At 65.2% G+C, this 23952-nt stretch carries 29 protein-coding genes; 13 read left to right on the forward strand and 16 right to left on the reverse strand.

Features of this window, described 5'->3' with window-relative positions; genetic code table 11:
• Window positions 1-70: 70 nt before the first annotated feature.
• The gene (locus BLT08_RS19015) at window positions 71-652 is read right to left on the reverse strand and encodes a PadR family transcriptional regulator (protein ID WP_090311109.1); all 582 of its coding nucleotides are present in this window, start codon (window positions 650-652) and stop codon (window positions 71-73) included.
• Between the two features lie 170 nt (window positions 653-822).
• Between BLT08_RS19015 and BLT08_RS19020 the strand changes: the two genes are divergently transcribed.
• Together BLT08_RS19020 and BLT08_RS22710 are read left to right on the forward strand one after the other, a co-directional pair.
• Complete coding sequence (locus BLT08_RS19020; protein ID WP_090311111.1) at window positions 823-2373, forward strand: heme-binding protein; 1551 nt, start codon at window positions 823-825, stop codon at window positions 2371-2373.
• 138 nt (window positions 2374-2511) lie between these two features.
• Window positions 2512-2934 (forward strand): hypothetical protein, encoded by a 423-nt coding sequence (locus tag BLT08_RS22710; RefSeq protein ID WP_139171338.1) that lies wholly within the window; start codon window positions 2512-2514, stop codon window positions 2932-2934.
• Between the two features lie 155 nt (window positions 2935-3089).
• Here the strand turns inward: BLT08_RS22710 and BLT08_RS23155 are convergent, their stop codons facing one another.
• The gene (locus tag BLT08_RS23155) at window positions 3090-3257 is read right to left on the reverse strand and encodes a hypothetical protein (RefSeq protein ID WP_175529381.1); all 168 of its coding nucleotides are present in this window, start codon (window positions 3255-3257) and stop codon (window positions 3090-3092) included.
• A gap of 85 nt (window positions 3258-3342) precedes the next feature.
• Here BLT08_RS23155 and BLT08_RS19025 point away from each other — a divergent pair, with 85 nt between their 5' ends.
• Window positions 3343-3798, forward strand: a complete 456-nt coding sequence (locus BLT08_RS19025; RefSeq protein WP_090311112.1) for a hypothetical protein — start codon at window positions 3343-3345, stop codon at window positions 3796-3798.
• Window positions 3799-3895: 97 nt separating this feature from the next.
• Here BLT08_RS19025 and BLT08_RS19030 read toward each other — a convergent pair whose 3' ends face one another.
• Window positions 3896-4285: a DUF5611 family protein gene (locus tag BLT08_RS19030; protein ID WP_090311113.1), complete on the reverse strand. Its 390-nt coding sequence runs from the start codon at window positions 4283-4285 to the stop codon at window positions 3896-3898.
• A gap of 187 nt (window positions 4286-4472) precedes the next feature.
• On the reverse strand, window positions 4473-5516 hold the full coding sequence (locus BLT08_RS19035; protein ID WP_090311115.1) for a DUF7093 family protein: 1044 nt from the start codon (window positions 5514-5516) through the stop codon (window positions 4473-4475).
• Between the two features lie 146 nt (window positions 5517-5662).
• Between BLT08_RS19035 and BLT08_RS19040 the strand changes: the two genes are divergently transcribed.
• From BLT08_RS19040 to BLT08_RS19055, 4 genes are all read left to right on the forward strand, one after another.
• Window positions 5663-5962, forward strand: a complete 300-nt coding sequence (locus BLT08_RS19040; RefSeq protein WP_090311116.1) for a DUF6432 family protein — start codon at window positions 5663-5665, stop codon at window positions 5960-5962.
• A 39-nt stretch (window positions 5963-6001) separates the two neighbouring features.
• Window positions 6002-7093, forward strand: coding sequence for a CAF17-like 4Fe-4S cluster assembly/insertion protein YgfZ (gene ygfZ / locus BLT08_RS19045; protein ID WP_090311118.1), 1092 nt, complete (start codon window positions 6002-6004; stop codon window positions 7091-7093).
• A gap of 103 nt (window positions 7094-7196) precedes the next feature.
• Complete coding sequence (locus BLT08_RS19050; protein ID WP_090311121.1) at window positions 7197-7439, forward strand: hypothetical protein; 243 nt, start codon at window positions 7197-7199, stop codon at window positions 7437-7439.
• Window positions 7440-7679: 240 nt separating this feature from the next.
• On the forward strand, window positions 7680-8015 hold the full coding sequence (locus tag BLT08_RS19055) for a hypothetical protein (RefSeq protein ID WP_090311123.1): 336 nt from the start codon (window positions 7680-7682) through the stop codon (window positions 8013-8015).
• Window positions 8016-8092: 77 nt separating this feature from the next.
• Here BLT08_RS19055 and BLT08_RS19060 read toward each other — a convergent pair whose 3' ends face one another.
• Window positions 8093-8923, reverse strand: a complete 831-nt coding sequence (locus BLT08_RS19060) for a class I SAM-dependent methyltransferase (RefSeq protein WP_090311126.1) — start codon at window positions 8921-8923, stop codon at window positions 8093-8095.
• 113 nt (window positions 8924-9036) lie between these two features.
• Window positions 9037-9855 carry a helix-turn-helix transcriptional regulator gene (locus BLT08_RS19065; protein ID WP_090311128.1) on the reverse strand — a complete coding sequence of 273 codons (819 nt, stop codon included), beginning with the start codon at window positions 9853-9855 and terminating at the stop codon, window positions 9037-9039.
• Window positions 9856-10035: 180 nt separating this feature from the next.
• Between BLT08_RS19065 and BLT08_RS19070 the strand changes: the two genes are divergently transcribed.
• On the forward strand, window positions 10036-10455 hold the full coding sequence (locus BLT08_RS19070; RefSeq protein WP_090311130.1) for a hypothetical protein: 420 nt from the start codon (window positions 10036-10038) through the stop codon (window positions 10453-10455).
• An 81-nt stretch (window positions 10456-10536) separates the two neighbouring features.
• Window positions 10537-11877, forward strand: coding sequence for a TIGR00341 family protein (locus BLT08_RS19075; protein ID WP_090311132.1), 1341 nt, complete (start codon window positions 10537-10539; stop codon window positions 11875-11877).
• Between the two features lie 7 nt (window positions 11878-11884).
• Here BLT08_RS19075 and BLT08_RS19080 read toward each other — a convergent pair whose 3' ends face one another.
• Window positions 11885-12076, reverse strand: coding sequence for a glycine zipper domain-containing protein (locus BLT08_RS19080; protein WP_090311367.1), 192 nt, complete (start codon window positions 12074-12076; stop codon window positions 11885-11887).
• A gap of 209 nt (window positions 12077-12285) precedes the next feature.
• Between BLT08_RS19080 and BLT08_RS19085 the strand changes: the two genes are divergently transcribed.
• On the forward strand, window positions 12286-13719 hold the full coding sequence (locus tag BLT08_RS19085; RefSeq protein ID WP_175529382.1) for an FAD-binding oxidoreductase: 1434 nt from the start codon (window positions 12286-12288) through the stop codon (window positions 13717-13719).
• Between the two features lie 56 nt (window positions 13720-13775).
• On the opposite strand, the gene BLT08_RS19090 is transcribed toward BLT08_RS19085, so the two are convergent.
• The 3 genes from BLT08_RS19090 to lrp form a co-directional block, all read right to left on the reverse strand.
• Complete coding sequence (locus BLT08_RS19090) at window positions 13776-15203, reverse strand: MATE family efflux transporter (protein WP_090311134.1); 1428 nt, start codon at window positions 15201-15203, stop codon at window positions 13776-13778.
• 482 nt (window positions 15204-15685) lie between these two features.
• Window positions 15686-16777 carry a geranylgeranyl reductase family protein gene (locus BLT08_RS19095; RefSeq protein ID WP_090311372.1) on the reverse strand — a complete coding sequence of 364 codons (1092 nt, stop codon included), beginning with the start codon at window positions 16775-16777 and terminating at the stop codon, window positions 15686-15688.
• 278 nt (window positions 16778-17055) lie between these two features.
• Entirely contained in the window at window positions 17056-17517 is a 462-nt protein-coding gene (gene lrp, locus BLT08_RS19100; protein WP_090311136.1) for an HTH-type transcriptional regulator Lrp, read from the reverse strand.
• Between the two features lie 126 nt (window positions 17518-17643).
• On the opposite strand from lrp, the gene BLT08_RS19105 reads away from it, so the two are divergent.
• Together BLT08_RS19105 and BLT08_RS19110 are read left to right on the forward strand one after the other, a co-directional pair.
• On the forward strand, window positions 17644-18492 hold the full coding sequence (locus tag BLT08_RS19105) for a cyclase family protein (protein WP_090311138.1): 849 nt from the start codon (window positions 17644-17646) through the stop codon (window positions 18490-18492).
• A complete protein-coding gene (locus tag BLT08_RS19110) occupies window positions 18489-19478 on the forward strand; it encodes a fumarylacetoacetate hydrolase family protein (protein ID WP_090311141.1) in 990 nt (329 codons plus the stop codon). Before BLT08_RS19105 ends, BLT08_RS19110 begins: the two co-directional genes overlap by 4 nt.
• Before the next feature lie 49 nt (window positions 19479-19527).
• Here BLT08_RS19110 and BLT08_RS19115 read toward each other — a convergent pair whose 3' ends face one another.
• The 6 genes from BLT08_RS19115 to BLT08_RS19140 all read right to left on the reverse strand — a co-directional run bounded on the left by BLT08_RS19115 (window position 19528) and on the right by BLT08_RS19140 (window position 23394).
• Window positions 19528-20295, reverse strand: coding sequence for a class I SAM-dependent methyltransferase (locus BLT08_RS19115; RefSeq protein WP_090311143.1), 768 nt, complete (start codon window positions 20293-20295; stop codon window positions 19528-19530).
• A gap of 76 nt (window positions 20296-20371) precedes the next feature.
• Window positions 20372-20980: a GTP-dependent dephospho-CoA kinase family protein gene (locus tag BLT08_RS19120; protein ID WP_090311145.1), complete on the reverse strand. Its 609-nt coding sequence runs from the start codon at window positions 20978-20980 to the stop codon at window positions 20372-20374.
• A 2-nt stretch (window positions 20981-20982) separates the two neighbouring features.
• Entirely contained in the window at window positions 20983-21180 is a 198-nt protein-coding gene (gene spt4, locus BLT08_RS19125; protein WP_090311147.1) for a transcription elongation factor subunit Spt4, read from the reverse strand.
• Between the two features lie 2 nt (window positions 21181-21182).
• Window positions 21183-21752, reverse strand: a complete 570-nt coding sequence (locus tag BLT08_RS19130) for a DNA-directed RNA polymerase (RefSeq protein ID WP_090311149.1) — start codon at window positions 21750-21752, stop codon at window positions 21183-21185.
• Window positions 21753-22145 carry a PIN domain-containing protein gene (locus BLT08_RS19135; RefSeq protein WP_090311151.1) on the reverse strand — a complete coding sequence of 131 codons (393 nt, stop codon included), beginning with the start codon at window positions 22143-22145 and terminating at the stop codon, window positions 21753-21755. It lies immediately after the preceding gene.
• A 16-nt stretch (window positions 22146-22161) separates the two neighbouring features.
• Entirely contained in the window at window positions 22162-23394 is a 1233-nt protein-coding gene (locus BLT08_RS19140) for a translation initiation factor IF-2 subunit gamma (RefSeq protein ID WP_090311153.1), read from the reverse strand.
• Between the two features lie 304 nt (window positions 23395-23698).
• Between BLT08_RS19140 and BLT08_RS23160 the strand changes: the two genes are divergently transcribed.
• Window positions 23699-23854: a hypothetical protein gene (locus BLT08_RS23160; RefSeq protein ID WP_175529383.1), complete on the forward strand. Its 156-nt coding sequence runs from the start codon at window positions 23699-23701 to the stop codon at window positions 23852-23854.
• The last annotated feature ends 98 nt before the right edge of the window (window positions 23855-23952 follow it).

Below are 23952 nucleotides of genomic sequence, written 5' to 3' on the forward strand. Positions count from 1 at the left end.
TTCGAACTGACGGTCCGCCGTCTCCGTTTTGTACTGTCGACAGAACGGTTCGACTCAACCTCGTCGAACGCTAGTCGTCTTCGTCTTCGTCCGTGTCCGCCTCGTCGTCCGCGTCCGATGTCGCCGCTTCGACGTCTTCGTCGATGCCGTGGCGCTCGTAGAACTCGTCGGGCGTCGCCTCGATTCGGTCGAACTCGGTATCGAAGTAGTGTTCGTGGTGGCGGACGACCTGTTCGACGATCCACTCGCTGAACGTCTCGTCGAACCGCCACTCGCCGTTGGATTCGGGTATTTCGAACCGTTCGTCGGTCGAGAACGCCGCATAAACGTGAAAAAAGCCCAGAATGACGTCCGCGAAGTCACGAGCTTTCTCGGTGGAGCTCTCGCGGCGCTCCAAGAGTTCCGCGTATCCCTCCTCCGTGAGTTCGAAGTACTTCCGGTCCGGTTCGTCTTCGCGTTCGATCCGCTCGGTCCACCCCTTCTCCTCGAACTTGTAGAGAATGGGGTAGACGGAGCCGTACGAGGGCTCCCAGTGACCGCCGCTGATCTCGCGAATCTCCTTCAAAATCTCGTAGCCGTACCGCGGTTTCTCCTCGAGAAGTTCGAGAACGAGATAGGCGATGAGTCCTTTCGGCGGCCCACTTTTCCGCATGTAACCCGTGATTTAAACCGCCGTACGTAAAGGGTTTCGGTCGGATCCAAATCTGCCGAGCGGCGGCTGAGACGGACGATTTCGACGGTCGGTGGCTCGGCTCCGAGTGGCGCGATCGATCTCGTCGCGAAACCCGGTCCTTCTTAGCGTCGCCGACCCAACCCGGGCACATGGAACGACGGCAGCCGCCACAGACCGAAGAGGGCTGGTACGTCCTGCACGATTTCCGGTCGATCGACTGGGACGCCTGGCGCGACGCGCCGGAACGACGTCGCTCGCAGGCGATCGACGAGGGTATCGACTACCTCACCGCCGCCGAGAACGTCTCCGACGCCGACGAGGGCGACTCGGCGACGTTCGCCGTCCTCGGCCACAAGGCCGACCTGCTCGTGCTCCACCTCCGACCGACGCTCGGCGATATCGACGCCCTCGAGCGTCAGTTCGAGCACACGGCGCTCGCCGAGTTCACCGAGCGAGCGGACTCCTACCTCTCGGTGACGGAGGTCTCGGGCTACATGTCCCAGGACTACTTCGACGACGACGCCGAGATGGAGGACGCCGGGATGGCCCGCTACATCGAGTCGCGGCTCAAACCCGAGATTCCCGACGCGGAGTTCCTCAGCTTCTATCCGATGAGCAAGCGCCGCGGTCCCGACCACAACTGGTACGAACTGCCGTTCGACGAGCGCGCGGAGTACCTCTCGAACCACGGCGAGATCGGCAAGGGGTACGCCGGCCGCGTCACCCAGATCATCTCCGGCAGCCTCGGACTGGACGACTTCGAGTGGGGTATCACCCTGTTCGGCGACGATCCGACCGACGTGAAGGAACTGCTCTACGAAATGCGCTTCGATCCCTCGAGTTCCCGCTTCGCCGAGTTCGGTCGCTTCCTCTCGGCCCGCCGCTTCCCGCCCGAGAACCTCGGCGCGTACCTCGCGGGCGACCGAGTTCCACAGGAGGGTGGCGACGGTCACGGCGGCCACCATCACGGAGAGTCGGACTCCGGCGGTCATCACGGAGACGCTGGAGGTCACCGCAGTGATTCCGGGGGCCATCACGGCGACTCCAGTGGGGCACACGGCGACTCGAGCGGCGGCCGACCCGGCTCCGACGGCGAGGACGTCCGCAGCGAACTCGAGGAGATCGGCGTCTACGCGGGCCAGCCACACGGCGAGGACGTTCACGCGGTCGTCCTCTACTCCGAGGCCGACGCCGACGAGTTGTTCGACGAGGTCGACGGGCTTCGGACGAACTTCGACCACTACGATACGCACGTGAAGACGGCGGTCTACGAACCGAGCGACGCAGGCTCTCGAGGCGACGACGCCGAGAACGCCATCGTCAGCCTCTGGGAGACCGAGCGTGCCGCGAACACGGCCGCCGGCTTCCTCGCTGATCTGCCGGATATCGTCCGGCAGGCTGGCGACGACGACAGCGATTCGTGGGGGACGATGGGCATGTTCTACACCGTCGAGCCCGACCACCGCGAGGACTTCGTCGGGACCTTCGGCGACGTCGCCGGCCTGCTCGCCGACATGGACGGCCATCGCAAGACCGACCTGCTGGTCAACCGCGAGAACGAGAACGACATGTTCATCGCCAGCCGCTGGGACTCCCGCGAAGACGCCATGGCGTTCTTCCGCAGCGACGCCTTCGGCGAAACCGTCGAGTTCGGTCGCGACATCCTCGCCGACCGGCCGCGACACGTCTTCCTGGCCTGATTAGTTCGGCTGTTGTCACGGGAGAGAACCAAGAAGACGCACCAACCCTTGTGGTCGGTTCTGTTCGAGTTATCTACAGCATTCACCAACAGAACTGTAGTCAGAAGATATTTAGTTACATTTCCGAATAATTTTGTAATGAATCGCCGCTACGTGTTAGCCTCAGCATCCGCCGGAATGATACCGAGTATTGCGGGATGTCAACGGTTTTGGCATACTTCAGCACAACCTACTTCCGTAGGAATTATTGAATTGATAAATCAGCGTTCTGGCACAGCCCGATTTCAAGTATATCTCGAGACGGAAAGCGAGGTCGTGTTCTGGGATTTTTACGAGCTCGAAGGCACCGACACAGATAGATCAACTACGCTAGTGATAGATGAGGATTTGCCGGTAGACATCAGTGAGGAACTAACCATCCGGGTTTGGATAGATGGCGTTTGGGAATCGGCCGTATTATCTGATTATGAATGTGTATACGCTGGTGCTTGGGCCAGGCACACTTCGGAAGATGATATCTCAGTAATTATCCAAGAATATGATGATTGTCCAGATGAATGATTGGCATAGCGTGTTGATTTAGATCTGTGTTCTACTATTCGTCCGCTCGTGATCGTGCCTCGAGGGCTGAGTAGCGTCAAACAGATCAACAACGGTGTGTGGCCGATCCCGCAGTCGCTCCTTTTGGAATCGACCGCCCGCCCGTTCGATTCCGCTCACTCGTCGTAGAAGAAGTAGCCGGCGAGACCCGCGAGCCCCAGTGCGAGCGTGATGTACGGCCAGTTTCCGGCGTCGGTGTCCGTCAGGTGGGCGTGGCCGGCGACGAAGATAGCGAAACCGATGTGAGCGACCAGCGTCGCGAGCAGGAACGCAGCGATATCCATCGTTCGGGTGATTTCACGGTCCGGTATTAGCCGTTTCGGAGTCTCGAGGAAAACATTCTCGAGGCCGGTCCACGATAGTTACCGTGTGAACCGACGCGCGTTCGTCGCTCTCGTCCCGTCGATCGCCCTCGCGGGCTGTCTGACGCGGCTCGGTCTCGCCGATCGCGTCGAGATCGCTCGGAAATCCGTGCGCCTCCAGCCGACGGAGACGGACGATCCGATCGACGCGGCCGTGCGGCGATACGATCCCGACGAGGGGGCGTTCTACGACGGCGAAATCCACGAGACCCTCGCCGACGAGGTCGGCGAGGACGACCCGCTCGTCCTCTCAGACGTCCTCGTTGCGGAACTCGAAGATGAGTTCGAAACCGTCGAGTACCGGATCCGTGCGTGCGAGACGGACGAGAGCGACGACTGTCGGCGCACGACGCTCGTCCGCGAGGACTTCAACGAGATCGAAGTCGGCGACGTCGCCGATTTCGTCTTCCGTAGCTCCGGCGGATTGGTCTCCGTTCACGAGCGACGGGACCAGCGCGACTGAGCGGTCGGGTGTCGGCGTCACATCGACCCCCGCGGGTAGCGCGGACGACGGGCTAGCCGTGATGTTTCGTCCGAGAAGCGCGACAGCGGTTCGCCGATCAGGCGTCGACGTCGTGGTCCGGATCGTCCTCGACGGATCGTTTCATCGAGTCGCGGCGGGACTTGGCGTCTCGGCCGGTCGCCTCGAGCAGGAAGTCGTTCTTCGCGTCGACGGCGTCGGCTGCGGCCTCTAACTCCTCGGGGCCGAGTTCGGTCGGATCGCGCTCGTAGAACTCGACGCCGAGTTTGTCCTTCTTGCCGGAGTACTCGATCGTCCCGACGACGACCTTTTCGAAGACTGGATTGTCGGGTTCGCCGATCACGAAGAGGTCGCTTCCCTTGTACTCCTCCGTGTCGGTGATGGGGCCGAAGTAGTCCACGACTGTCGACTCCATATCGGGGATTCGCTCCTCGAGATACTCACCGCGACGCATCTTGTACTCCTTCATGAATCGGAAATACACGGCGGACTGTTTACCTCTTTTCATAGCCGATCTCTCATCGCTTCGACAGACGGCGCGTGCAGCGGCTGGTGACGGGGAGTAACGCCCCCAGTTCTGCAGTCGTCGCGGACGACAGCAGTCGACCACTTCCGGTGAGCGCCAGTCAACCGCTCGGTCGCCCGTGCGGGCTGCGCTACCGCTCGCGCTCGCCGAGGTAGCCCTTCCGGCACTCGGGGCAGATGTCGCCGGCGCGGAGCGAGCTCCGATCGCTTCCCGCGACGTACTCACATCGCGGACAGTAGAACTCGGAGGGGACGTCGTCACGAGCCGTGCCGCCGCTCTGGCCGGGCGTCGGCGCGGTCGCCGCTCGCTCGATACCGGAGCCGGAACTGCCACCGGCGTCGGCCTGCGGCGTCGCATCGTCCGCGTTCTGAGCGTCCGACGGGGTCGGGGCCGACGTGGTCACCGACCGCGCGTCGGCCGCCGCGGGTGACTCGGCTCCGGTGCCGGTCGCGTCGGTGTCGTCCTCGAGGACGATCGCGTCGTCGGTGACCTCGGTGTCCGCGTCGACGAGTTCGGCGTCGTCGTCGGTCTCGGCGGATGGCACCGCGTCGTCGTCTGCCTTCGCGTCGTCCGCCTCCGCGTCGTCGCTGTCCGGCCATTCGGTCGGTTCGTTTTCCGCGCCGACGGGCGGCCCGACATCCTCCGAGTCGGGCCACTCGCCGTGTTCGCGGTCGCGATCGACCGTCGACTCGTCGTCCTCGAGGATTTCGCCGTCGTCGGTGATGGGGTCGCCGTTCTCGTCGGTCGGAACGTCGAACTCGTCCTCCTCGTCGTCGGCCGCCGACTCGGGTTCGGGTGCATCGGCAGTCGCGGCGGCCGGATCGACGTCACCGTCGTCGGCGTCGATGAACGCCGCGTCGTTCTCGCCTTCGGAGAACTCGACCTCGGTGCCGGCCTCGGCGGCCGCGTCGGGTGGTGTTTCGACGGCGTCGCCGTCGGTCGGTGCAGTCGAATCGGACTCGAGCTCGTACTCGTCGGGAAGCGCGTCGGCGGCCGTCTCGGCGGAGAGGCTCGTTACCTCGGTGTTCTCGCTGATGACGTTTCGATCGCCACAGCGCTCACACTCTTCGTACTCCTGGACGGTTACGACGACCTCACTGCCCCGTTCTTCGCGCTCGCGTTCGACGTCGGTGTCACCGTAGTCGTGACCGAGCAGCGAACATCGCAGGACCATTGTCCCACCGTACCCAGTCACGGCATAAAAAACGTACTGCCTCTCGAGACACGAGTTATACCCGTTCGGCGACGGCCGACTCGATCGCCCCTCGCCGCTCAGCGAACGACAAACGTCAAATCCCCGGTCGTCGAAGACGGAGACGGATGAGAGCAAAGCGGGAGTACCGAGACCGGGAGTCGACGGAGGTGGCGGTACTCGACGCGCTCGTCGATCGTACCGACGACGGGATGACCGTCTTCGAACTCCGCGCCGCCGTCGAGGTCGACATCGACGAACTCGAGACCGCGCTGTCGACGCTCAAGGAGGACGGCCTGATCACCGTCGAATCCGGAACCAGCGAGACCGTCATCAAGCCAGACGACCGGGTCGTCCCCGATGCACCGACCGACGAGGATGACGCGCAGACGATCGGCGACTGGATTCGCGACCGCCTCCCCTTCTGAATCGAAACGCCTGTGGGGTACAGGCTCCTGAGAGTAGGCATGAGCGTCATCGAGTCTATTCATACCGATCACGGCGCGACGTTCGGCGAGCGCGACGGCCGAACGATCGTCGAACACTTCGGCCGCCCCGAGCGGACCCACCGCGCGGTCCGCAACGGCGTCGGCCTGCTCGAACTGGCCTACGGCGTCGTCGTCGTCGAGGGCGACGACCGCCTCGAGTACGTCGACAACGTCGTCTCGAACCGCGTCCCGGCGGAGGACGGCCAGGGCTGTTACGCGCTCGTACTGGACCCGCAGGGCGGGATCGCCGTCGAGCTCTACGTCTACAACGCGGGCGAGCGCCTCTTGCTCTTCACGCCGCCCGCCGAGGCCGAACCGCTGGCCGAGGACTGGTCCGAGAAGGTGTTCATCCAGGACGTCGACATCCGCGTCGCGACCGACGACTACGCCATCTTCGGGATCCACGGACCCCACGCCACCGAGAAGATCGCCAGCGTCCTCAACGGCGCGGCGTCGCCAGACGAACGCTACTCGTTCGTCCGCGGGACGATGGGCGACGAGGGCGTGACCGTCATCCGAACCGACGCGCTCACCGGCGAGGAGAGCTACGAGGTTATCTGTGCGGCCGACGACGCCGCGGGCGTCTACGATACGCTCCTAAATCAGGGGCTCAACGCCGCGCCTTTCGGCCACCGAACGCTCGAGAGCCTCGCGCTCGAGGCCGGATCGCCGCTGTTCGAAACCGAACTCGAGGGCACGCTCCCGAACGTGCTCGGCCTGCGAAACGCGCTCGACTTCGAGAAGGGCTGTTACGTCGGCCAGGAGGTCGTCTCCCGCGTCGAGAACCGCGGCCAGCCGAGCCGGCGGCTGGTGGGGCTGACGCTCGAGGGTGAAGCAGTTCCGGACACCGGTGCGGCCGTCTTCGACGGCGACGCCTCCGTCGGCGAGGTCACTCGTGCGGGCGAGAGCCCGCTGCTCGAGGAGGTCATCGCGCTTGCCTTCGTCGACTACGGACTCGAGAGCGACGAACTGACGGTTCGCGTCGGCGGCGAGGAAGTGCCCGCGACCGTCACCGAGTTGCCGTTCGTCGAGGGATCGGACTCGTCCGATCGGTTGCCAACGTATCAGTAACGCCCGCGTTCGGCATCCAGCAGTCGAACGACGCAACGACGCGCGCCGTCTCATACTCACAGTCTCCGACATAATTACGACGATTGACAGCAAACGACCGGGTATGTCAGATCTGATTCTCGTCCTCCTGGTCGGTCTCTTCGCCATCCAGATCCCGATGGCCGTTCTCGTCTACATCGATGCGAGGCGACTCGGACTCGAGAACCCCGAACAGTACGATCTGGGGATCATACTACCGGCGGCCGGGTTTCTCGTCTTCGCTTACTATCTGTCCAAGCGAGGGTCGCTCGCACGACGAGCCGCGGAGTCGGATGACGGGCAACGAACCGAAACCGAACGCGCCTGACGGCCTCGAGTCCGTCGCCGGTACCCAACACCCGTAGCCTCCTCACTGGTGCTACTCGAACGATCGCTATGGACTCGAGAGCGCCGAGCTGACGGTTTCGTCGCCAGTGAGGAAGTGCCTGCGACGGTTCTTCGCTGCCGTTCGTTGAGGGCTCGGATCGATCGGGTCGATTGCGCGACTATCAGTAGTCTGTCCTGGGAGTGTAGATGGATTTTTGATACGTCCGCTCGAGGGGGTCGTATGATCGAAACGGTGACGATCGTCCTCTCGGTCGTCTTTCTGGTCGGCGGGCCGCTCGCCGTCGCCAACGGCTATCGGATCTACACGGCGGAACAGCGGGCCAGGGCGAACCGGCTCTGGCGGGCCTGGATCGCGATGTCGGCCCTCGAAAGCGTCGTCGGACTCGTCTGTCTGGCCTGGATCCTCACGAGAGGACTGACCACGATCTGGATCTTTACCGCGCTAACGTTCGTCCCGCTGCCCATGGCGCTCGTTCAGTGGCGCATGCACGAGCACATGGAGTTTACGGGCTGGATGGACGAGTGGTTCTCCAGTCGCGGCTCGAGTGATCCGTAGCTTTCCGGCCCGATCGGGAATCTTCGAAGGGCAGGTGAGTTTCCTTTTCAACGAGCATTGACGACCGCCCGCCGTTGCTATCCGCGCGCGGTGAGGCGGTACGATTCCATCGGGAAGACGACTCCGTCGTCGTCGGTGTACCCGTCGAGGCCGTCTTCGACCGCTCGAATCAGCTCGTCTCGAACCGTCCCCTCGGCGGCTGCGATCGGCTCGGCCAGGGGTGAGCTTGCGGCCTCTCGACGGACGAATTCCTCGATCGAGGGATAGCGCATCGTACCGATCTCGATGGTGATCGATACGTCGTCGAACCCCGCCTCGCTGGCGAGCGTTCGGAGGAACTCCCCGTCCCACGCGGGGAACGGTGAGCGCATCATCGTCCCGGCCTCGTCTCCGATATGGCGCTCCAGCGCGTCGGCCGCGACGACGTAGCCGGGCTGGTGCTCCAACGGTCGCCAGACGCTGAGCGCCACGCGCCCGCCCGGCGCGAGGACGCGGTGCATCTCCTCGAGTGCAGTGGACGGCTCGTCGACGAACTGGAGGGCCTGTTGGCAGCAGACGACGTCGAATCGTCCCTCGGGAAACGGGAGGTCGGTCGCGTCCCCACGTCGCCACTCGATCGTAGGTCGGCGGTCGTCGTCGGTCGTCTCAGCCGCCACCGCGAGCATTCCCTCGTTGGTGTCGAGGCCCACGACGGCTCCGTGTTCACCCACCCGGGAGGCGGCGCTGCGCGCCACGATGCCGGTCCCGCACGCGACGTCCAGGAGACGATCCCCCGCTTGCGGATCGGCGGCATCGAGGAGTCGTTCGGCCCACGGGGCAAACAGCGGTGGGACCAAGTACCGTTCGTAGGCTTCGGAAGCGGATTGTTCGAGCTGCCAGCCGGCGGATTGGCGTTCCTGATCACTCATGTCAGTTCACCACGAAAACGAGTACGCGACGGGCGAATGTGTATCTGTCTAGTGAAATATTTCACGACGTGAACGCAGCGGCCGGCAGAGCGAGGGTTCGATTCGGGCACCGCTCACGGGAACGATTCGACCGAGAGGAGATCGTCCGCCGCCTCGAGCGGACTGGCTTCCGCCCGAAACTGCTCGTAGTACGACGTCGCCCAGTCGTGCATCTCGTCGCTCCCCGTATCGACGAGCGATCGGAGCGTTCCGGTCTCGTACTCGTAACAACAGATGCTGACCCGGTCGTCGAAGAGGCAGATTCCACACCGTTCGTCTATCGGCAGGTCGTCGTGCAACAAGACGGTGTAGTTGGATCGCGTGGTCGCCTCAATGACGGTTTCTTTGTCCCACGCCAGGAGTTCCTCGAAGACGCCGGGCGGATAGATGTATTCACACACCAGATCGTCCAGGGCGCGCTCGAAGAACGCGTCCAAATTACTGGACTTGAGTATCGCCATCCCGAACCCGTACATCGTCGTCGTCTCCGCGAAGAGGTCCGTGAGACGTTCGACGGGCTGATAGGGATACCCGGGACCCGGAACGGAGACGACCGCGTCGGTGAACAGGTCGACGCTGAACCCGTCGGTCTCGTGTGGCAGCCACGGCCAGACGTCGCGAAGTTGTCGCTCGAGCGCCATCGCGTCGACGAACGTTCCGAATCGATCGGCGACGAACGCGCCCAACTCGGTCAGCCGGTACGTTCGTCCGTCCCGTTCGATCCAGCGGCGATCCTGAAAATCAGTAAGGATTCGTCCCATCGTCGGCGAAGAGGCCCCCGTCGCGGCGCGCAGGTCGTTCCGATCACACGGGCGTTCGGCCAGCGTCTCGAGTACGCCGACGCGGTGGTCGGAGCGGACGAGAAAGTCGATATCGTCGAGTGTCTCACCCATAGACGTGGTACGATGTGACACACGATAATCGTGCAGGTAGAGCGCTGGCCGAACGGCCTCGCTCCGCGAGCACCGGCTGACAGCGAGGCTCGCCTCACGGATGGCTCTCACTCCGCCGCACGGCTTCCTCCCGGAACTGGCCGGCCGTACCATCAAGGACGCCGACGGCGGACGCCAGCTATGGGCTCGAGCCACGACACCCCGATCGACGCCGCGACCGACTTCGAGGAACTGTCCGCGCGTCTGCGCACGCAGTCCAGCGACGCCCCCGGCTCCGACACCGCGCGCGTGACGATCCGCTCGTTCGACGAAGTCAGCGCCGACTCGCTCTCCGAGTTACTCGAGGCGGGCGAGAACGACGCCGCCGACCCGTCCGATCTCGTCTTCGTGCTCTCGCGAGCGAACGCCGAACTTCTGCTCGAGCGGGAGTTCGACATCGACGACGCGGACGAACTCGAGGAGGTGCTGGGCCGGACGGTACAGATCGAAGGCGAGATGCCCGACGACACGATCCTCCTGTTGGATCCGGACGCGGTCGACGGCGAGGAGATCCGTGACCCCGACGCCATCGCCTGCGGGATCGTCGGTGCCGACGACTGACGCTGTTCACGTGCTACTCGTCCCGTCATACCCGTCTCCTGCCGCCCCCGGGATTATCCACGGCTCGAGTGTGGTGCCCGTATGCGCTATCTCGAGATTACGGTCCCCGAGGGGAAACGTCGGGCCGTCCTCGACATCTTAGAGGAGGAGGGGATCGACTACGTCGTCAGCGACGAAACCAGCGGCCGGGGATACACCGCAGTCGTCCGGTTCCCGCTGCCGACGCGGGCCGTCGAGCCGGTGCTCGACCGACTGAAGCGAGCCGGCATCAGCGACGACTCCAGCGTCGTCGTGATCAATGCCGAAACGGTCCTCTCCGAACAGTTCTCGACGCTTCGCGACCAGTACAGCCAGGGCGGGAAGGGGGCTCGCACCTCGAGACAGGTGCTCCGAACCAAAGCCGACGAACTCACGCCGCCATTTCCGATCTACGCCGTCATGCTGCTCATCAGCGCCGTCGTCGCCACCGCGGGGCTGTTGGCCGACTCGCCGGCGGTCGTCATCGGCGCGATGGTCATCGCCCCGCTGCTCGGCCCCGCGCTCGCGGCCAACGTCGGGATCGTCACCGGCGACGCCCGGCTCAAGTCCACCGGCTTCTCCTACCAGTTCGTCGGCGTGACGATCGTCGTCGGTGCCTCGATCGTCCTCGCGGTGCTCGCCCGGTTCGCCGGCCTCGAGCCCGCGGGCGTCGACATCGTCGTCGCGACGGAACTGGGAGAGCGAGTCTCGCCGAACCTGTTCTCGCTCGCGGTCGCGCTGGGGGCCGGGATCGCCGGCATTCTGAGTCTGACGCGGGGCTTCTCGGAGGCCATCGTCGGCGTGATGATCGCCGCGGCGTTGATCCCGCCCTCCGCCGCGGTCGGGATCACGGTCGCCTGGGGGATGTACGGCGCGGCGATCGGTGCCGCCGTGCTCGTGATCGTCAACCTGCTCTCGATCAATCTCGCCGCGCTGGCGACGCTGTGGGTCGCCGGCTATCGTCCGCAGGGGTTGTTCGAAGTGTCGCCGAGCCGAACGCCGACGTACACGTACGCGACGATTTTCGGAATCGGGCTCCTGGTGCTCACCGCGCCGCTGGCCGGCGTCACCCTGCTCGATTTCCACACGACCCAACTCGAGTCGTCGGCCGAGGACGAGGTCGACGCGGTGCTCGCGGAGTCCGAGTACGAGCACCTCCAGAACGAAGACGTCACGGTCGAACTCGACGGCGACTACCCGATCCAGTCGGTCGATCGAATCGTCGTCACCGTCGGCAGCGAGGAGCCGGGACCCGAGTCGGGGCTCGCCGATCGGCTCTACGAGGCGATCGAACCACACGGCGACGAGTCGCTTGTCGTCGAGGTGCAGTACGTGGTCGTCGAACAGCGCGGTGACGAAACGGAGACACAGTCGGCGACAGTTCGCCCCTCGAGCGGGGCCTAAGCGACGCTCACTCACTCATTCCGGCGCCGAGAGCGACGCCGATGGCGACGCCGATCGGCAGCCACAGCGCCAAATTGTCCGTTGCGATACCGATCGAGACGCCGATCGCCATTCCGATCGCGATTCCGGCGCCGAAGCCCGTCTCGTCGAGACCGTTGCTATCGTCCGATTCGGATCCCGGCGCTGCAGGATCAGCCATATCGGACGATAGCGTTCCGGGGTGATAACTGTCTCCCGGGTTCGCGTTGGCCGACGAGTGGACGCTCCGACCACTGAACCGGGTGCCGTCGTCGCTCGCCGACTTAGCCGGTTCCAGACGCTTGATCGTCGGCGCCGTCATATCTACACGGTTGATCATCGTATAAATCGCCAAACTAGTTTATCGCTGCCGATAGCGTAGGTCGATCCATGGCAACGGTAGGCAAGACAGCAGGTGAGAAGGCGCTCGCCGACCTTCCGAGCGGTGCCGTCCGATCGTTCGAGGCCGACGTCTCCGGCGACGTGGTCCGTCCGTCGGATCCGAAGTACGAACGGGTTCGGCAGGTCTGGAACGGAATGATAGACCGGTATCCGGCGGTCGTCGCCCGCTGTGCCGGCGTCGCCGACGTCGTCGCGTCGGTGACGTTCGCTCGAGAGCACGACCTGCCGTTCGCCGTTCGAAGCGGCGGACACAACGTCGCCGGGACGGCCGTCTGCGACGGGGGCCTCGTCGTCGACCTCTCGACGATGCGGAGCGTCCGGGTCGATCCGGATCGACGAACCGTTCGCGTCGAGGGCGGTGCAACCCTCGGGGACGTCGACCGCGAAACGCAACTGTTCGGACTCGCGACGGCCCTCGGCGCGGTTTCGGAGACCGGCGTCGCCGGGTTGACCCTCAACGGCGGTTACGGTCACCTGAGTCGGCAGTACGGGCTCGCACTGGACAACCTTCGGAGCGTCGACGTCGTGACCGCGGACGGACAGGTTCACACCGCAAGCGCCGACCGAAACGCGGACCTGTTCTGGGGGATCCGCGGCGGCGGTGGCTCCCTCGGCATCGTCACGTCGTTCGAGTTCGACTGCCACGAGGTCGGTCCCGAGGTGTACGCGTTCTTCGCGTGGTTCCACGGCGACGACACGGCGGCCGCGATGGAGCGCTGTCTCGAGTGGGCCGCCGACGCGCCGCGCGAGGCCGGCGTGCTCGCCTTTACCGGTTACGTTCCCGACCTCGAGGAGTTCCCCGAGGACTCGTGGGGCGACCCCGCTCTGGCCATGCTCGGCACGTACCGCGGCGATCCGGCGGACGGCGACGCGGTCTTCCGACCGCTGCGCGAGAGCGCGACGCCCCTCGCCGACTTCAGCGGACCGATGGACTACGTCGACGTGCAGTCGATGCTCGACGAGGACTACCCCGACGGACTCCGGTACTACTGGAAGTCGGTCTACCTCACCGAAGTCACCGACGAGGTCGTCGATATCATGGTCCGGTACACCGAGTCGGCCCCCTCGGCGCTCTCGACGATCGACCTCTGGTGTCTCGGCGGCGCCGTCGAGGACGTCCCGGCGGACGCGACCGCGTTCTACCACCGCGAGAAGCCGTACATGCTCAACTTCGAGGCCAACTGGGGCGACCCCGCAGACGACGACGCGAACGTCGCCTGGGGTCGGGCGGGAATCGCCGAAGCGAGCGAGCTGGCGGTAGCGTCGGGGAGCTACGGAAACTTCCCGGGACTGAACGAAGACCCCGCGAAACAGCGCTTCGGGGACAACTACGAGCGGATGGTCGATCTCAAAACCGAGTACGACCCGGAGAATCTGTTCGGCTCGTCCGGGTCCGTCGCTCCGCGACCCGGTGGTGACTGACGGCGTCCGCCGGCCCGCAGAAACGACGGTCGGTATCCGCCGAGCCGTCTGCGATCTCAATCGGCATCGGCCGAGGGTCGATACCGCCGGCTCACGGCCTTCCAGCGGCCGCTTCGGAACAGCCAGTAGTTGATCCCGCCCGGGACGAACGTCTCGAGCAGCAGGGCGAGGTAGAGCGCGGTGACGCCGAGCGGCGTGACCAGTCCGAGCGCCGCCGCCGGAACCGCAAAGCCGTAGCGACCGACCAGCGAGGCGACGAACGGCCAGCGCGTGTCGCCGGCGCCGAGCAGTGCCCCCGCCGCGGCGCCGTCGATTCCGAACCCGATCGAACTGATCGCGCCGACGGCGACGAACGTAGCCGCCAGCGCGACCTCTTCGCTCCCGACGAACAGGCCCGCGATCGGTTCGGCGAAGACGACGACGAGCGCGGCCAGTCCGGTGAAACACACCACCGAGAGCCGGATGATCGCCGCGCCGTACGCGCCCGCTTCATCCTCCTCGTTCGACCCGAGCCGTTGGCCTACGAGCGAACTCGAGGCCAGCGACAGCCCCCAGTTGACGCTGTTGATGACGCTCCGGACCCGGCGGCCGACCTCGAGGGCGGTGACGACCACGGGACCGAACGTCGCGGCGATCCACAGCAGCGGGAAGACGACGATCCCCTGGGCGAGTTTGCGACCGATCTCGGGTGCGGAGATCTCGATCACCTGCCGGAGAATCGTCGGCTCGAGCCACGGCCCCGAGCGCGTGACGGGGACGGGACTGGGCTCCATCCCGAGTGCGCCGTAGGATCGGCCCACCATTCCCCAGCCGAGGACGACGGTAACGAACCCCGTCGAGAGCGTCGTGCCGATCGCCGCGCCGGCGACGCCGAGGTCGAAGCCGAAGATGAGGATCGCGCTCAGGACGACGTTGAGGATCGCCCCGCCCGCGCGGGCGACCATCTCCGTGAACGTGTCGCCGACGCCGGTGTAGGTTCGGCTGGCGATCAGGTTCAGGAGTTCGAACAGGACGGCCGGCGCGACGAACACGAGGTAGGTGCTCCCGTGTTCGAGCGAGGCCGGCTGGGCCCCGAAGAGGCCGATCAGCGAGTCCGCAAAGAGCAGGAAGACGGCGACGATCGGGAGCGCAATCGCGGTCGCGAGAAGGATGCTCTGTGTCACCACGAGCGAGGCGCGGTCGGTCTCCTCGCCGCCGTAGTTCTGGGAGACCAGACTGACGGTGCCGCCGGCCAGCCCCAGTCCGATCATCGTGACGATCTCCCAGAACGCGAGCGCGAACGCCAGTCCCGCGGTTCCCGCCGTCCCGACCGCGATACCGACCATCGCCAGGTCGGCCGTCTGCTTGGACATGATCGCGAAGCCGGTTACGATCCGGGGCCACGCCAGATCCGCGGTCGGGTGGAACCGCTCGGCGTCGATGATTCCGAGGCGCTCGAGGCTCCGCGCGACGAACTCGACCGCAGCGCGCTGCCGGCCAGTCATCTACTGGCCGTTTCGGGACGGACGCCTTCGCTCTGTCGGCTGCGGGTTCCACCGTGCGCGTCGACGATTCGGGGTTGAGCGGCTCGAGACGCCGTCGGTGCGTAGACGAACGTATTCGGCGGAAGGCTGGTGATCGGAGCGTGCCAACACGCTCTCGTGGGCACACGGACGACCGCTGGAGGCGGCGAGGTCACACCCACGCTGGAAAAACGAGTGTGCGGCGACGGACCGAATCGGCTGCTCGGTTCGGCTCTCGGCGGCGCGACGGCACTGCGAGCACGGGATGGGGTCGCTCGAGCATCAGTGCATCGCTGAGAACGGTGGGCGGATTCGTTTGGGCACACGGACGGCTCCATAGCGGAGCGTCACATCCACCCACCGATCGAATGAAAGGCACAGCTATTGTTAAACACTATGGCCATATTCTCGAAATCGTATAACCACGTTCGCCGATCTAGTTCAGATCTTGCGCTTTTCTCCAGTCAGTTCCGCGAGCGAGAGAGCATCGCCTTGAGGTGCGACGGCGAGACGAGCGATGTCGGTCGATCCATGTGGACGCCGATCTCGCCGGAGAGCGCGCCGAGGCCGAGATGCTGGACGGGCTCGGGGAGCGAGTAGGCCCGACGGAGGTAGTGGCCGAGTTCCTGCTCGCGTTCCAGGTCGTTGCGCCAGGCGTGTTCGTAGGCCGCGAGCGTGGTCGGCCGGTCGGGATCGATCTCGCGGGCGGCGTGGTCGGCGCTGGTCATGCTGTAGAGGATGCCGCCGCCGGTGAAGGGCTTCGTTTGGGCGGCCGCGTCGCCGATCAGGAACGCGCGTCGGCTCGTGACGCGGTCCGGCGGACCGATCGGAATCGGGCCCGAACAGCGGTGGGAGACGTCGATCTCGTAGCCGTCGATCAGCTCCTCGAAGTGTTTGGTGACCTGGACGCCCGGCGGCGCCGCGAGTCCGTACTCGACGCCGGCATCGCCGCGGGGGATGCGCCAGGCGAAAAAGGTCGGCGCGGTGAGGTGGACGTCGACGAAATTCTGGTGGTCCTCCTCCTCGGAGAACGCAAGCACGCCGTGGAGGAGTTCGTCTGGCTCGGGGAGTTCGAGTTCGTCCCGCACTCGCGATCGAGCCCCGTCGCAGCCGGCGAGCATCTTCGCTTCGAACTCGACGGTGCCGTCGGGACCGTTGGCGGTGACTTCGACGCGGTCGTGGTGTTCGGTGATCTCCGTAACGGTGTGTCGCTCGCGGACGTCCGCGCCCGCCTCGCTCGCGAGATCGGCGAGGTGGCGGTCGAGTCCGACGCGGTCGATGACGTTCGACGCGACCTCGTTTTTGTAAAATGGGTAGGCCTCGCTGTGTGGCCCGCCGACGTGGAATCGCGCGCCGTAGATCTCGTTCTGGAACAGCTCCTCGCGCGCGCCGTCGCCGGTAAACTCCCAGATATCCGTGCTCACGTGCCCCGAGCAGGCCAGCGGCTCGCCGATCGTTCCCTTCTCGAGCGCGAGCACGTCGGAGCCGTCTTCGGCGGCGCGGCGGGCGAAGCGCGCTCCCGGCGGTCCGACGCCGACAACGACGAAATCGTACATGTTCATGGGGTTCTCGTGAGCGTGTAAATACCTTCTCGAGATTCTCTCGAGCGTAGCGGCAATGGCTCTCGGAGCGACGCCGGGCGAATCGAGTCCTCACCGCTCTCAGGGCCGGTGCATCACTCTCCCACCTCAGCGGTTCCGGGACGACGGCTCGGCAACGTCGTGATTCGGAACGGCGCTCCGATGCTGTAGCTACCGGCACAGAAGCGATTCGGTCGCGCTATCGGGGTCTGAAGGCGCGAGAACGGGCTACTCCCGGTTGGGAGCGATTTCGTTCAGTCGTCGTCGGTCTCGAGTTCGAACTGTTCGTTCTCGGCGACGGTGTTGAGAACGATGCTCGTGTTCGACTGGTTGATGTCCGGATCGGTGATCAGCGTCTTGATCTGGTCGTTCATGTCGTCGGTGTCTTCGAACTTGCCGATCGCGATCACGTCGTAGTCGCCCGTGACCTCGTAGACCGAGATCATCTGTCGGTGGTCTCGAAGCGTCTCGGTGATCTCGGGCAGCGCGTGGCCCTCGGCTTTGAGCTGCATGATCGCGGTGACGTCGTAGCCGAGTTCGTCGTAGTTGACCTTCGGCGTGTAGCCCTCGATCACGCCCTCCTCTTCGAGATCGGAGAGGTGGTTGGAGACCGTCGTTACCGAGACGTCGAGCTCTTCGGCGAGGCTGCGGAGACTCGCGCGACCGTTGTCGAGAAGTTCGTTTACCAGATCGTCATCCAGTGTTTCGTAGGTCATTGTACAATATCAATCACTCTTTGTATTAGGAGGTTACGAATATCCAGTTCTATTCGCAGCGGAGTGTTGTCGTCACAGCCAGCACCCGCAGTCAGTTTCAAATGTATGCCCCGAAACGTAGCCCCTATGAGCGGACTGTTGACAGCCGACGATGCGACACTGATCGACCTGAGCATCGGTCTCGAGGACGACCCGCCGAGCGAGCCGATGCCGCCGTCGATCGACGCGTTCGGCCACGAAGCCGGTGCCGAACGCCTCGCGGAGAACCTCCGCGGACTCGGCCACGACGTCGAGGCGAGCGACTTCCCCGACGGGATGGGGCTGGCCTGGGAGGACCTTGAGGTCATCCCCCACGCCGGAACCCACATGGACGCCCCCTGGCACTACGGCCCCGAGGTCGACGGCGAGCCGGCGAAGACGATCGAGGAGGTCCCCCTCGAGTGGTGTCGCGGAAACGCCGTCGTCCTCGACTTTCGCTCGGTGGATCCCGGCGAGGAGATTTCGGTGGCGGACCTCGAGGACGCCCTCGACGAGCTGGATCACGAGCTCTCGCCCGGCGAGATCGTCCTGATTCAGACCGGTGCCGACGAGCTGTGGGGCCAGCCGGAGTATCTCACCCAGTTCCCCGGCATGAGCGCTGCGGGAACGAAGTTCCTCGTCGAACAGGGCGTGAAAGTGATTGGAACCGACGCCTACGGTTTCGACAAGCCCTTTACCGCGATGGGGGAACGCTACGTCGAATCGGACGATTCGGACGAACTGTGGCCGGCCCACTTCGCCGGCCGCGAGGTCGAGTACTGCCAGATCGAGAAGATGGCGAACCTCGATAAACTACCGCGCAAGACCGACGTCCCGATCGTCGCGTTCCCGATTAAGATCGAGAACGGGAGCGCGGGGTGGGTTCGTCCGGTTGCGTTCGTCGAGGCCGACGCCAACGACGGAGCTGGCGGCGAAGCCGGAGGTGACGCGGCGTGAAGCTCGCCACCTTCGAAGTCCAAACGTCGGTCGGCCCCGTCGAGCGCATCGGTGCCGTCGACGAGTCGACGGCGGACGATACGGCGGGAGAGGCCACCCTCGTCGACCTCACCGCGGCCTACGGCGCGGCCCTCGAGGCCGAGGGCGAACCCGCACCTGCCGACCTCGCCCACGCCCGCGTCCCGCCGGAGATGATCGCTTTCCTCGAGCGCGGCGATCGAGCGATCGCCGACGCCAGAGAGGCTCTCGAGTATGCGGCCGAAACGGATCGCGAGCGCGGCCCCGGCGGCGCCAAAATCCGCTACGAACCCGGCGAGTACGACCTACTCGCGCCCCTCCCACGGCCGAACTCGCTGCGCGACTTCATGGCGATCGAAGAGCACGTCCAGAACAGCATGGACGGCGAGATCGACGACGTCTGGTACGAGTTGCCGGTGTACTACAAGGGCAACGCCGACAGCGTCGTCGCGCCCGGCGAGACGGTCAAGTGGCCCGCGTACTCGTCGATCATGGACTACGAACTCGAGATCGCGGCCGTGATCGGCAAACGCGGACGGGATATCGCGGCCGAGGACGCCGAAGACCACATCGCCGGCTACACCGTCTTCAACGACTTCAGCGCCCGCGACATCCAGGGCAGGGAGATGAAGGGACGGCTCGGTCCGGCGAAGGGCAAGGACTTCGCGAACGGACTCGGCCCGTACTTCGTTCCCGCCGAAGATATCAACGTCCTCGAGGCCCCCATGACCGCCCGAATCGACGGCGAAGTCTGGTCGGAGGGCACCGTCGACGAGATGTACCACTCCTTTTCCGACATCATCGCGCACGTCTCCCAGTCCGAGACGCTCCACCCCGGCGACGTCATCGGGAGCGGCACCGTGGGTGGGGGCTGTGGGCTCGAGTTAGGCAAGTGGCTCGAGGACGGCTCGACCGTAGAACTCGAAATCGAGGGGATCGGCACCCTCGAGCACACCGTCGTCGAGTGAGGACGTCGACCCGACCACCTTCTCGCCACCTACGCTCCGCGTCGGCGCGTCAGTCGACTCGCGTCGCGCGAACGAGCGCCTTGAGGTTCGCGAACGACCGGACGGTCCCGTCTTCGGCCTCGATCTCGAAGAACGACGTCGCCTCGGGCGAAGCGTCGAGCAGTATCGACTCGAGTTCCGCCCGGCGGTCGGCGTCGACCGACTGCGCGGCGACCCAGCTATCGAACTCGAGGGTCTTCGTCAGGTGGCTGGTCTCCTCGACGACGAAACCCTGCCCCTCGAGCCACTCATACCACCGATCCGTGCGGTGCGAACGGACGTGCGTCGGATCGCGGAGCCGTTCGACGCGGTCGAGAAACGACTCGAGCGCCGGATCGGGTGGCGCGACGTTGTCCTCGAACGCGAACGTCCCGCCCGGGCGAAGCACGCGGGCGACCTCCGCGACGAACGCCTCCGGGTCGGGAAAGTGGTGGGCCGCGATGCGACAGGCGACGGCGTCGAACGAGTTCGCGGCGAACGGCAACCGCTCGGCGTCGGCCATCGCGCCAGCGACCCCGTCGAACTCCCGTTCGGCGGTCGCGACCATCGCTCGCGAGGCGTCGACGGCGACGACGGTCGGAACGCCGCGCTCGGCCACGGCTCCGGCGACGTGTCCCGCGCCCGTGGCGACGTCGAGCGCCGTCTCCGCGTCCCGACACCAGTCGGCGAGGCGCTCGAGATCGGCCCCCTGCCTGTGGACGTCGCTGTCGACGTAGTCGGCAGCGGCGACGTCGAACGACGACGCAGTCTCCCGTTTCGCCTCGGAATCGTCTCTCATCGACCTCGAGTAAACGGTCGAGAACCATAGTTGCGGTCGAACCGGCGGCCGAGCGGACGGCGTCGACTATCGAGAACTATTCGCCGTCGGCGCCTCCCTCGAGCAGGTCCCAAAACCGCTCCGTATCGCCCTCGAAACGCTCGAGCAACGCGCGCATCTCCGTCCGGTGGTCGTCGCTCACCTTCACGTGGACCATTCCCTCGCCGGGCTGGCCGTAGACGACGCTTGCCCCCTCCGGTGCGGCGACGATCGCGGGCAGCGCGACCAGATCCTCTTCGCCCTCGACGAGGATGGTCGTCGGTTCGTCGCTCGCCATGGCCTCGCGAAGCGCCTCGATCATCTCGGCCGAGAGCTCCGCGGGCGGGTTGACGGCCTCGAGATTGGTCGACTCGGTGACGGTCTCCCGAATCTCCTCGTCGACGGCCGATCGCTTGGTTCGCTCGTCGACCACCGCGACGTCGGGCGCGCGGCCGGCCTGCAGGAAGTGGTAGGTGACGACGTCGCCGACGGCGATCAGCGGGCCGTCAACGGCCGAAAGCAGGACGTCGGCGTCGGTCTCGATCGGCCCCATCGGCTCCTTGAGCTCGTGGCGAAGGTCGTCGGGAAGAACCAGTAGCTGGTCGTCGACGTCGGCGGGCGCCGCGTCGTCGGTCGAGCCGCCAGGTTTGTCGTCGTCGCGAGTCACGGCTACCGGACTTTCAGCGCGTACGCGCCGGGTTCCGTGACCTGCATCTCGGTCGCGATCTGGCTCTCCTCGGGGTGGGCGATGACGACGTAGCCGGCCCAATCCTCGGTCAGCGACGAGGAGTTACAGGCGTCGCAGGTTTCGTTGTCCGGTTCGTTGACCCGGTGGCACTCGCGACAGACGAGCCGATCCGATGCCATGGTTATTCACCCGCAGCCGCTTCCTGCTTCTCGTGGTCTTCCTCGAGCCAACCGTGCTTGCCGAGCCCCGGCTGTTTGGCCGTCAGGCCGATCTTCGAGTCGCGCGGGTTGCGCTCGTCGATGCTCTTGGTGACGATCCGTGCGCGGACGGCGTCTTCGACGCCCAGCGTCCGGTTGGATTCGTTCGAAGCGAGCTGCTGGTTCTCGCCGTCGTAGGCGAGGTACTCGTCGCTGATCTGCGAGACGTGGAGGAGTCCGTCGACGGGACCGATCCCGACGAAGGCGCCGAACTCGACGACTTCGACGACGGTGCCGTCGACCACTTCCTGCATCTGTGGATCGAACGTGACGGCGTCGAACGTGGCCTCGTAGTAGACGCCCGGCCGGTTCGGCAGTACCGTCCCTTCACCGATATCGTCGACGTCGGTGACGGAGACGATGCTGCCGACCTCTTCGTCCATGCGTCCCTCGAGTTTGTCCTGCAGCAGTCGCTTCACGAGGTCCGGCGAAACGTCGCCGAGCTCCTCGGGCGGTACTTCTACCGTGTCCGTTAGGGTGACCCGCTTGTACATCTATGGTTGAGTGATCGCTAACTTGTTTCTCCCGCGTAATGCAATTACCGGTACGCTCGCCGCGAGTATCCGGTCGCCCAGCGGACGGTCGTTCGTGACGACGTAGTCGACCCCTCCCTCGCGGGCGAGTTCGACTAACGCGTCGTCGGCGTACGACGCCTCCGTGTCGACGACGAGACAGCGTTCGGTCGCCAGATCGTGCCCGACGTTCGCGGCCGTCCCTTCGGTGCCGCCCTTCTCGGAGAGGCGTCGAAGTTCTTCCACGACGGCCTGCGGTATCGTGGGCTCGTACGAATCGACGAGTCGATCGAGTTCGTCGAACAACCGAACGTCGAGTTCGACCGGCATCATGAGGGCACTCGTATCGAGTGCGACCCGCGTCGGCGTGCTCATTCGTCTTCCGTCGGCGTTACTCCGTGAGCGTTCCGAGCCCGATCAGCCGCCAGCGCGCGCCGATGCGGCGGTTGATCGCGATCTTTGCCCCTGGTTCGGCGGCGACCGGCCGCTTGAGGTTGACCTCGCACTCGCCCTCGCGAGCGCTGGTGACCGCGCCGACGGTCGTCGCCGTCCCGACGGTCATCATCAGCGGCTCGCCGGTGCTGATCTCGTCGACCGTCTCGCCGCTTTCGGCGCCGACGACGCGCTCGAGCAGGTCGACCTCCATCGTGAACTCCTGCCACGTCGGCGGGAGCGACCCCGGCGGACCGGCCAGTCGGCCGGCCAGCGCGTCGCCTTTCGTCAGCGCCGGATCGAGTCCGGTACCGACGCCGAGCAGGCCGCCCGGGCTGACGGTGTCGACCGTCTCGCCGCCGGCTTGCAGCGAGCGGATCGTCGTCTCGATCGGGACGTACTCGGTTTGGCCCCCCTCTTCGACCTCGCGGCCGGGTTTGATCTCGATCTCGTCGTCGACCGAGAGCTCGCCCTGCACCAGGCTGCCGCCGAGGACGCCGCCGGCGAGATCCTCGTAGGTCGTCCCTGGCTTGTTGATGTCGAAACTGCGGGCGACGTGCATCCGCGGATCGGCGTCGGGATCCCGCTCCGGCGTCGGGATCTCCTCCTCGATCGCCTGAATCAGCAGGTCCATGTTGACCTCCTGGCCGGCCGAGACGGGAACGACTGGCGCGCCTTCGGCGACCGTCCCTTCGACGAACTCCTGGATCTGCTCGTAGTTGTCTCGAGCCGTCTCGCTATCGACGAGGTCGACCTTGTTCTGGGCGATGACGATGTTGTCGATGCCGATGATGTCGAGCGCCATCAGGTGCTCTTCGGTCTGGGGCTGTGGGACGGACTCGCTGGCGCTGACGACCAGCACGGCGCCGTCCATCAGCGAGGCGCCAGAGAGCATCGTCGCCATCAGGGTCTCGTGACCCGGGGCGTCGACGAACGACACGGTCCGCAGCGGCTCGCTTTCGGAGCCGTCCGGACACTCCTCCTCGACGGTGTAACACTCGGGTTCCTCGGCGCCCTCGCAGTAACGGAACGTCGCGTCCGCGTAGCCCAGCCTGATGGAGATCCCGCGTTTCATCTCCTCAGAGTGCTGGTCAGTCCAGGAGCCGCTGAGCGCCTGGACTAGCGTCGTCTTGCCGTGGTCGACGTGACCGACGAGCCCGATGTTCACCTCCGGTTGTTGAGTTCCTGCCATAAGACGGTAAGTAATCTTAGGTAGGCCTATCCCCGTGCGCTTGATAAACCTACTGTTCTGCGCTCTCCGGATCGGGGTGACGACGGTTCCTGCAGCGGATCACGGACGTCGCGGTGACTGACTGGACGAGTGACTACTCGCGTCGAACGCCGACACGAATCGCGTCCGGCATCGGGCACGTTCCTCGCTCGAACCGGTTCCGACGACGAGCGGCGTTTCGATGAGGCTATCAATAGTGCTCCGTACCCCTCGGGACGCCTCCTAGTTCGTTTTATGCGCGGTTCCGTCCATTCGTCGGCTACGCATGCCCACCATACAGGAGTACCCGCGACTGCTGGTCGTCTGCGATCGCTGTCGGAGCCCGCTGGTCGCGCGCGAACTGCCGAACGGCACCCTCAGACCGATCGGATCCGGAAAAACGTGTCCGTGTGGCTGCGGCGAGTTTTCGATCTACGAGTGAATCGGAGCGGCCGGCACCGTCGAGGACCTCGTCGGACTAAAAGCGTCGGTCTCCACTTCACTGGAGCGGTGATACGCCGCTTCTCCTTCCGATTACGT

Source organism: Natronorubrum texcoconense (genome assembly GCF_900100335.1).
In the GTDB taxonomy this organism is placed as follows: Archaea; Halobacteriota; Halobacteria; order Halobacteriales; family Natrialbaceae; genus Natronorubrum; species Natronorubrum texcoconense.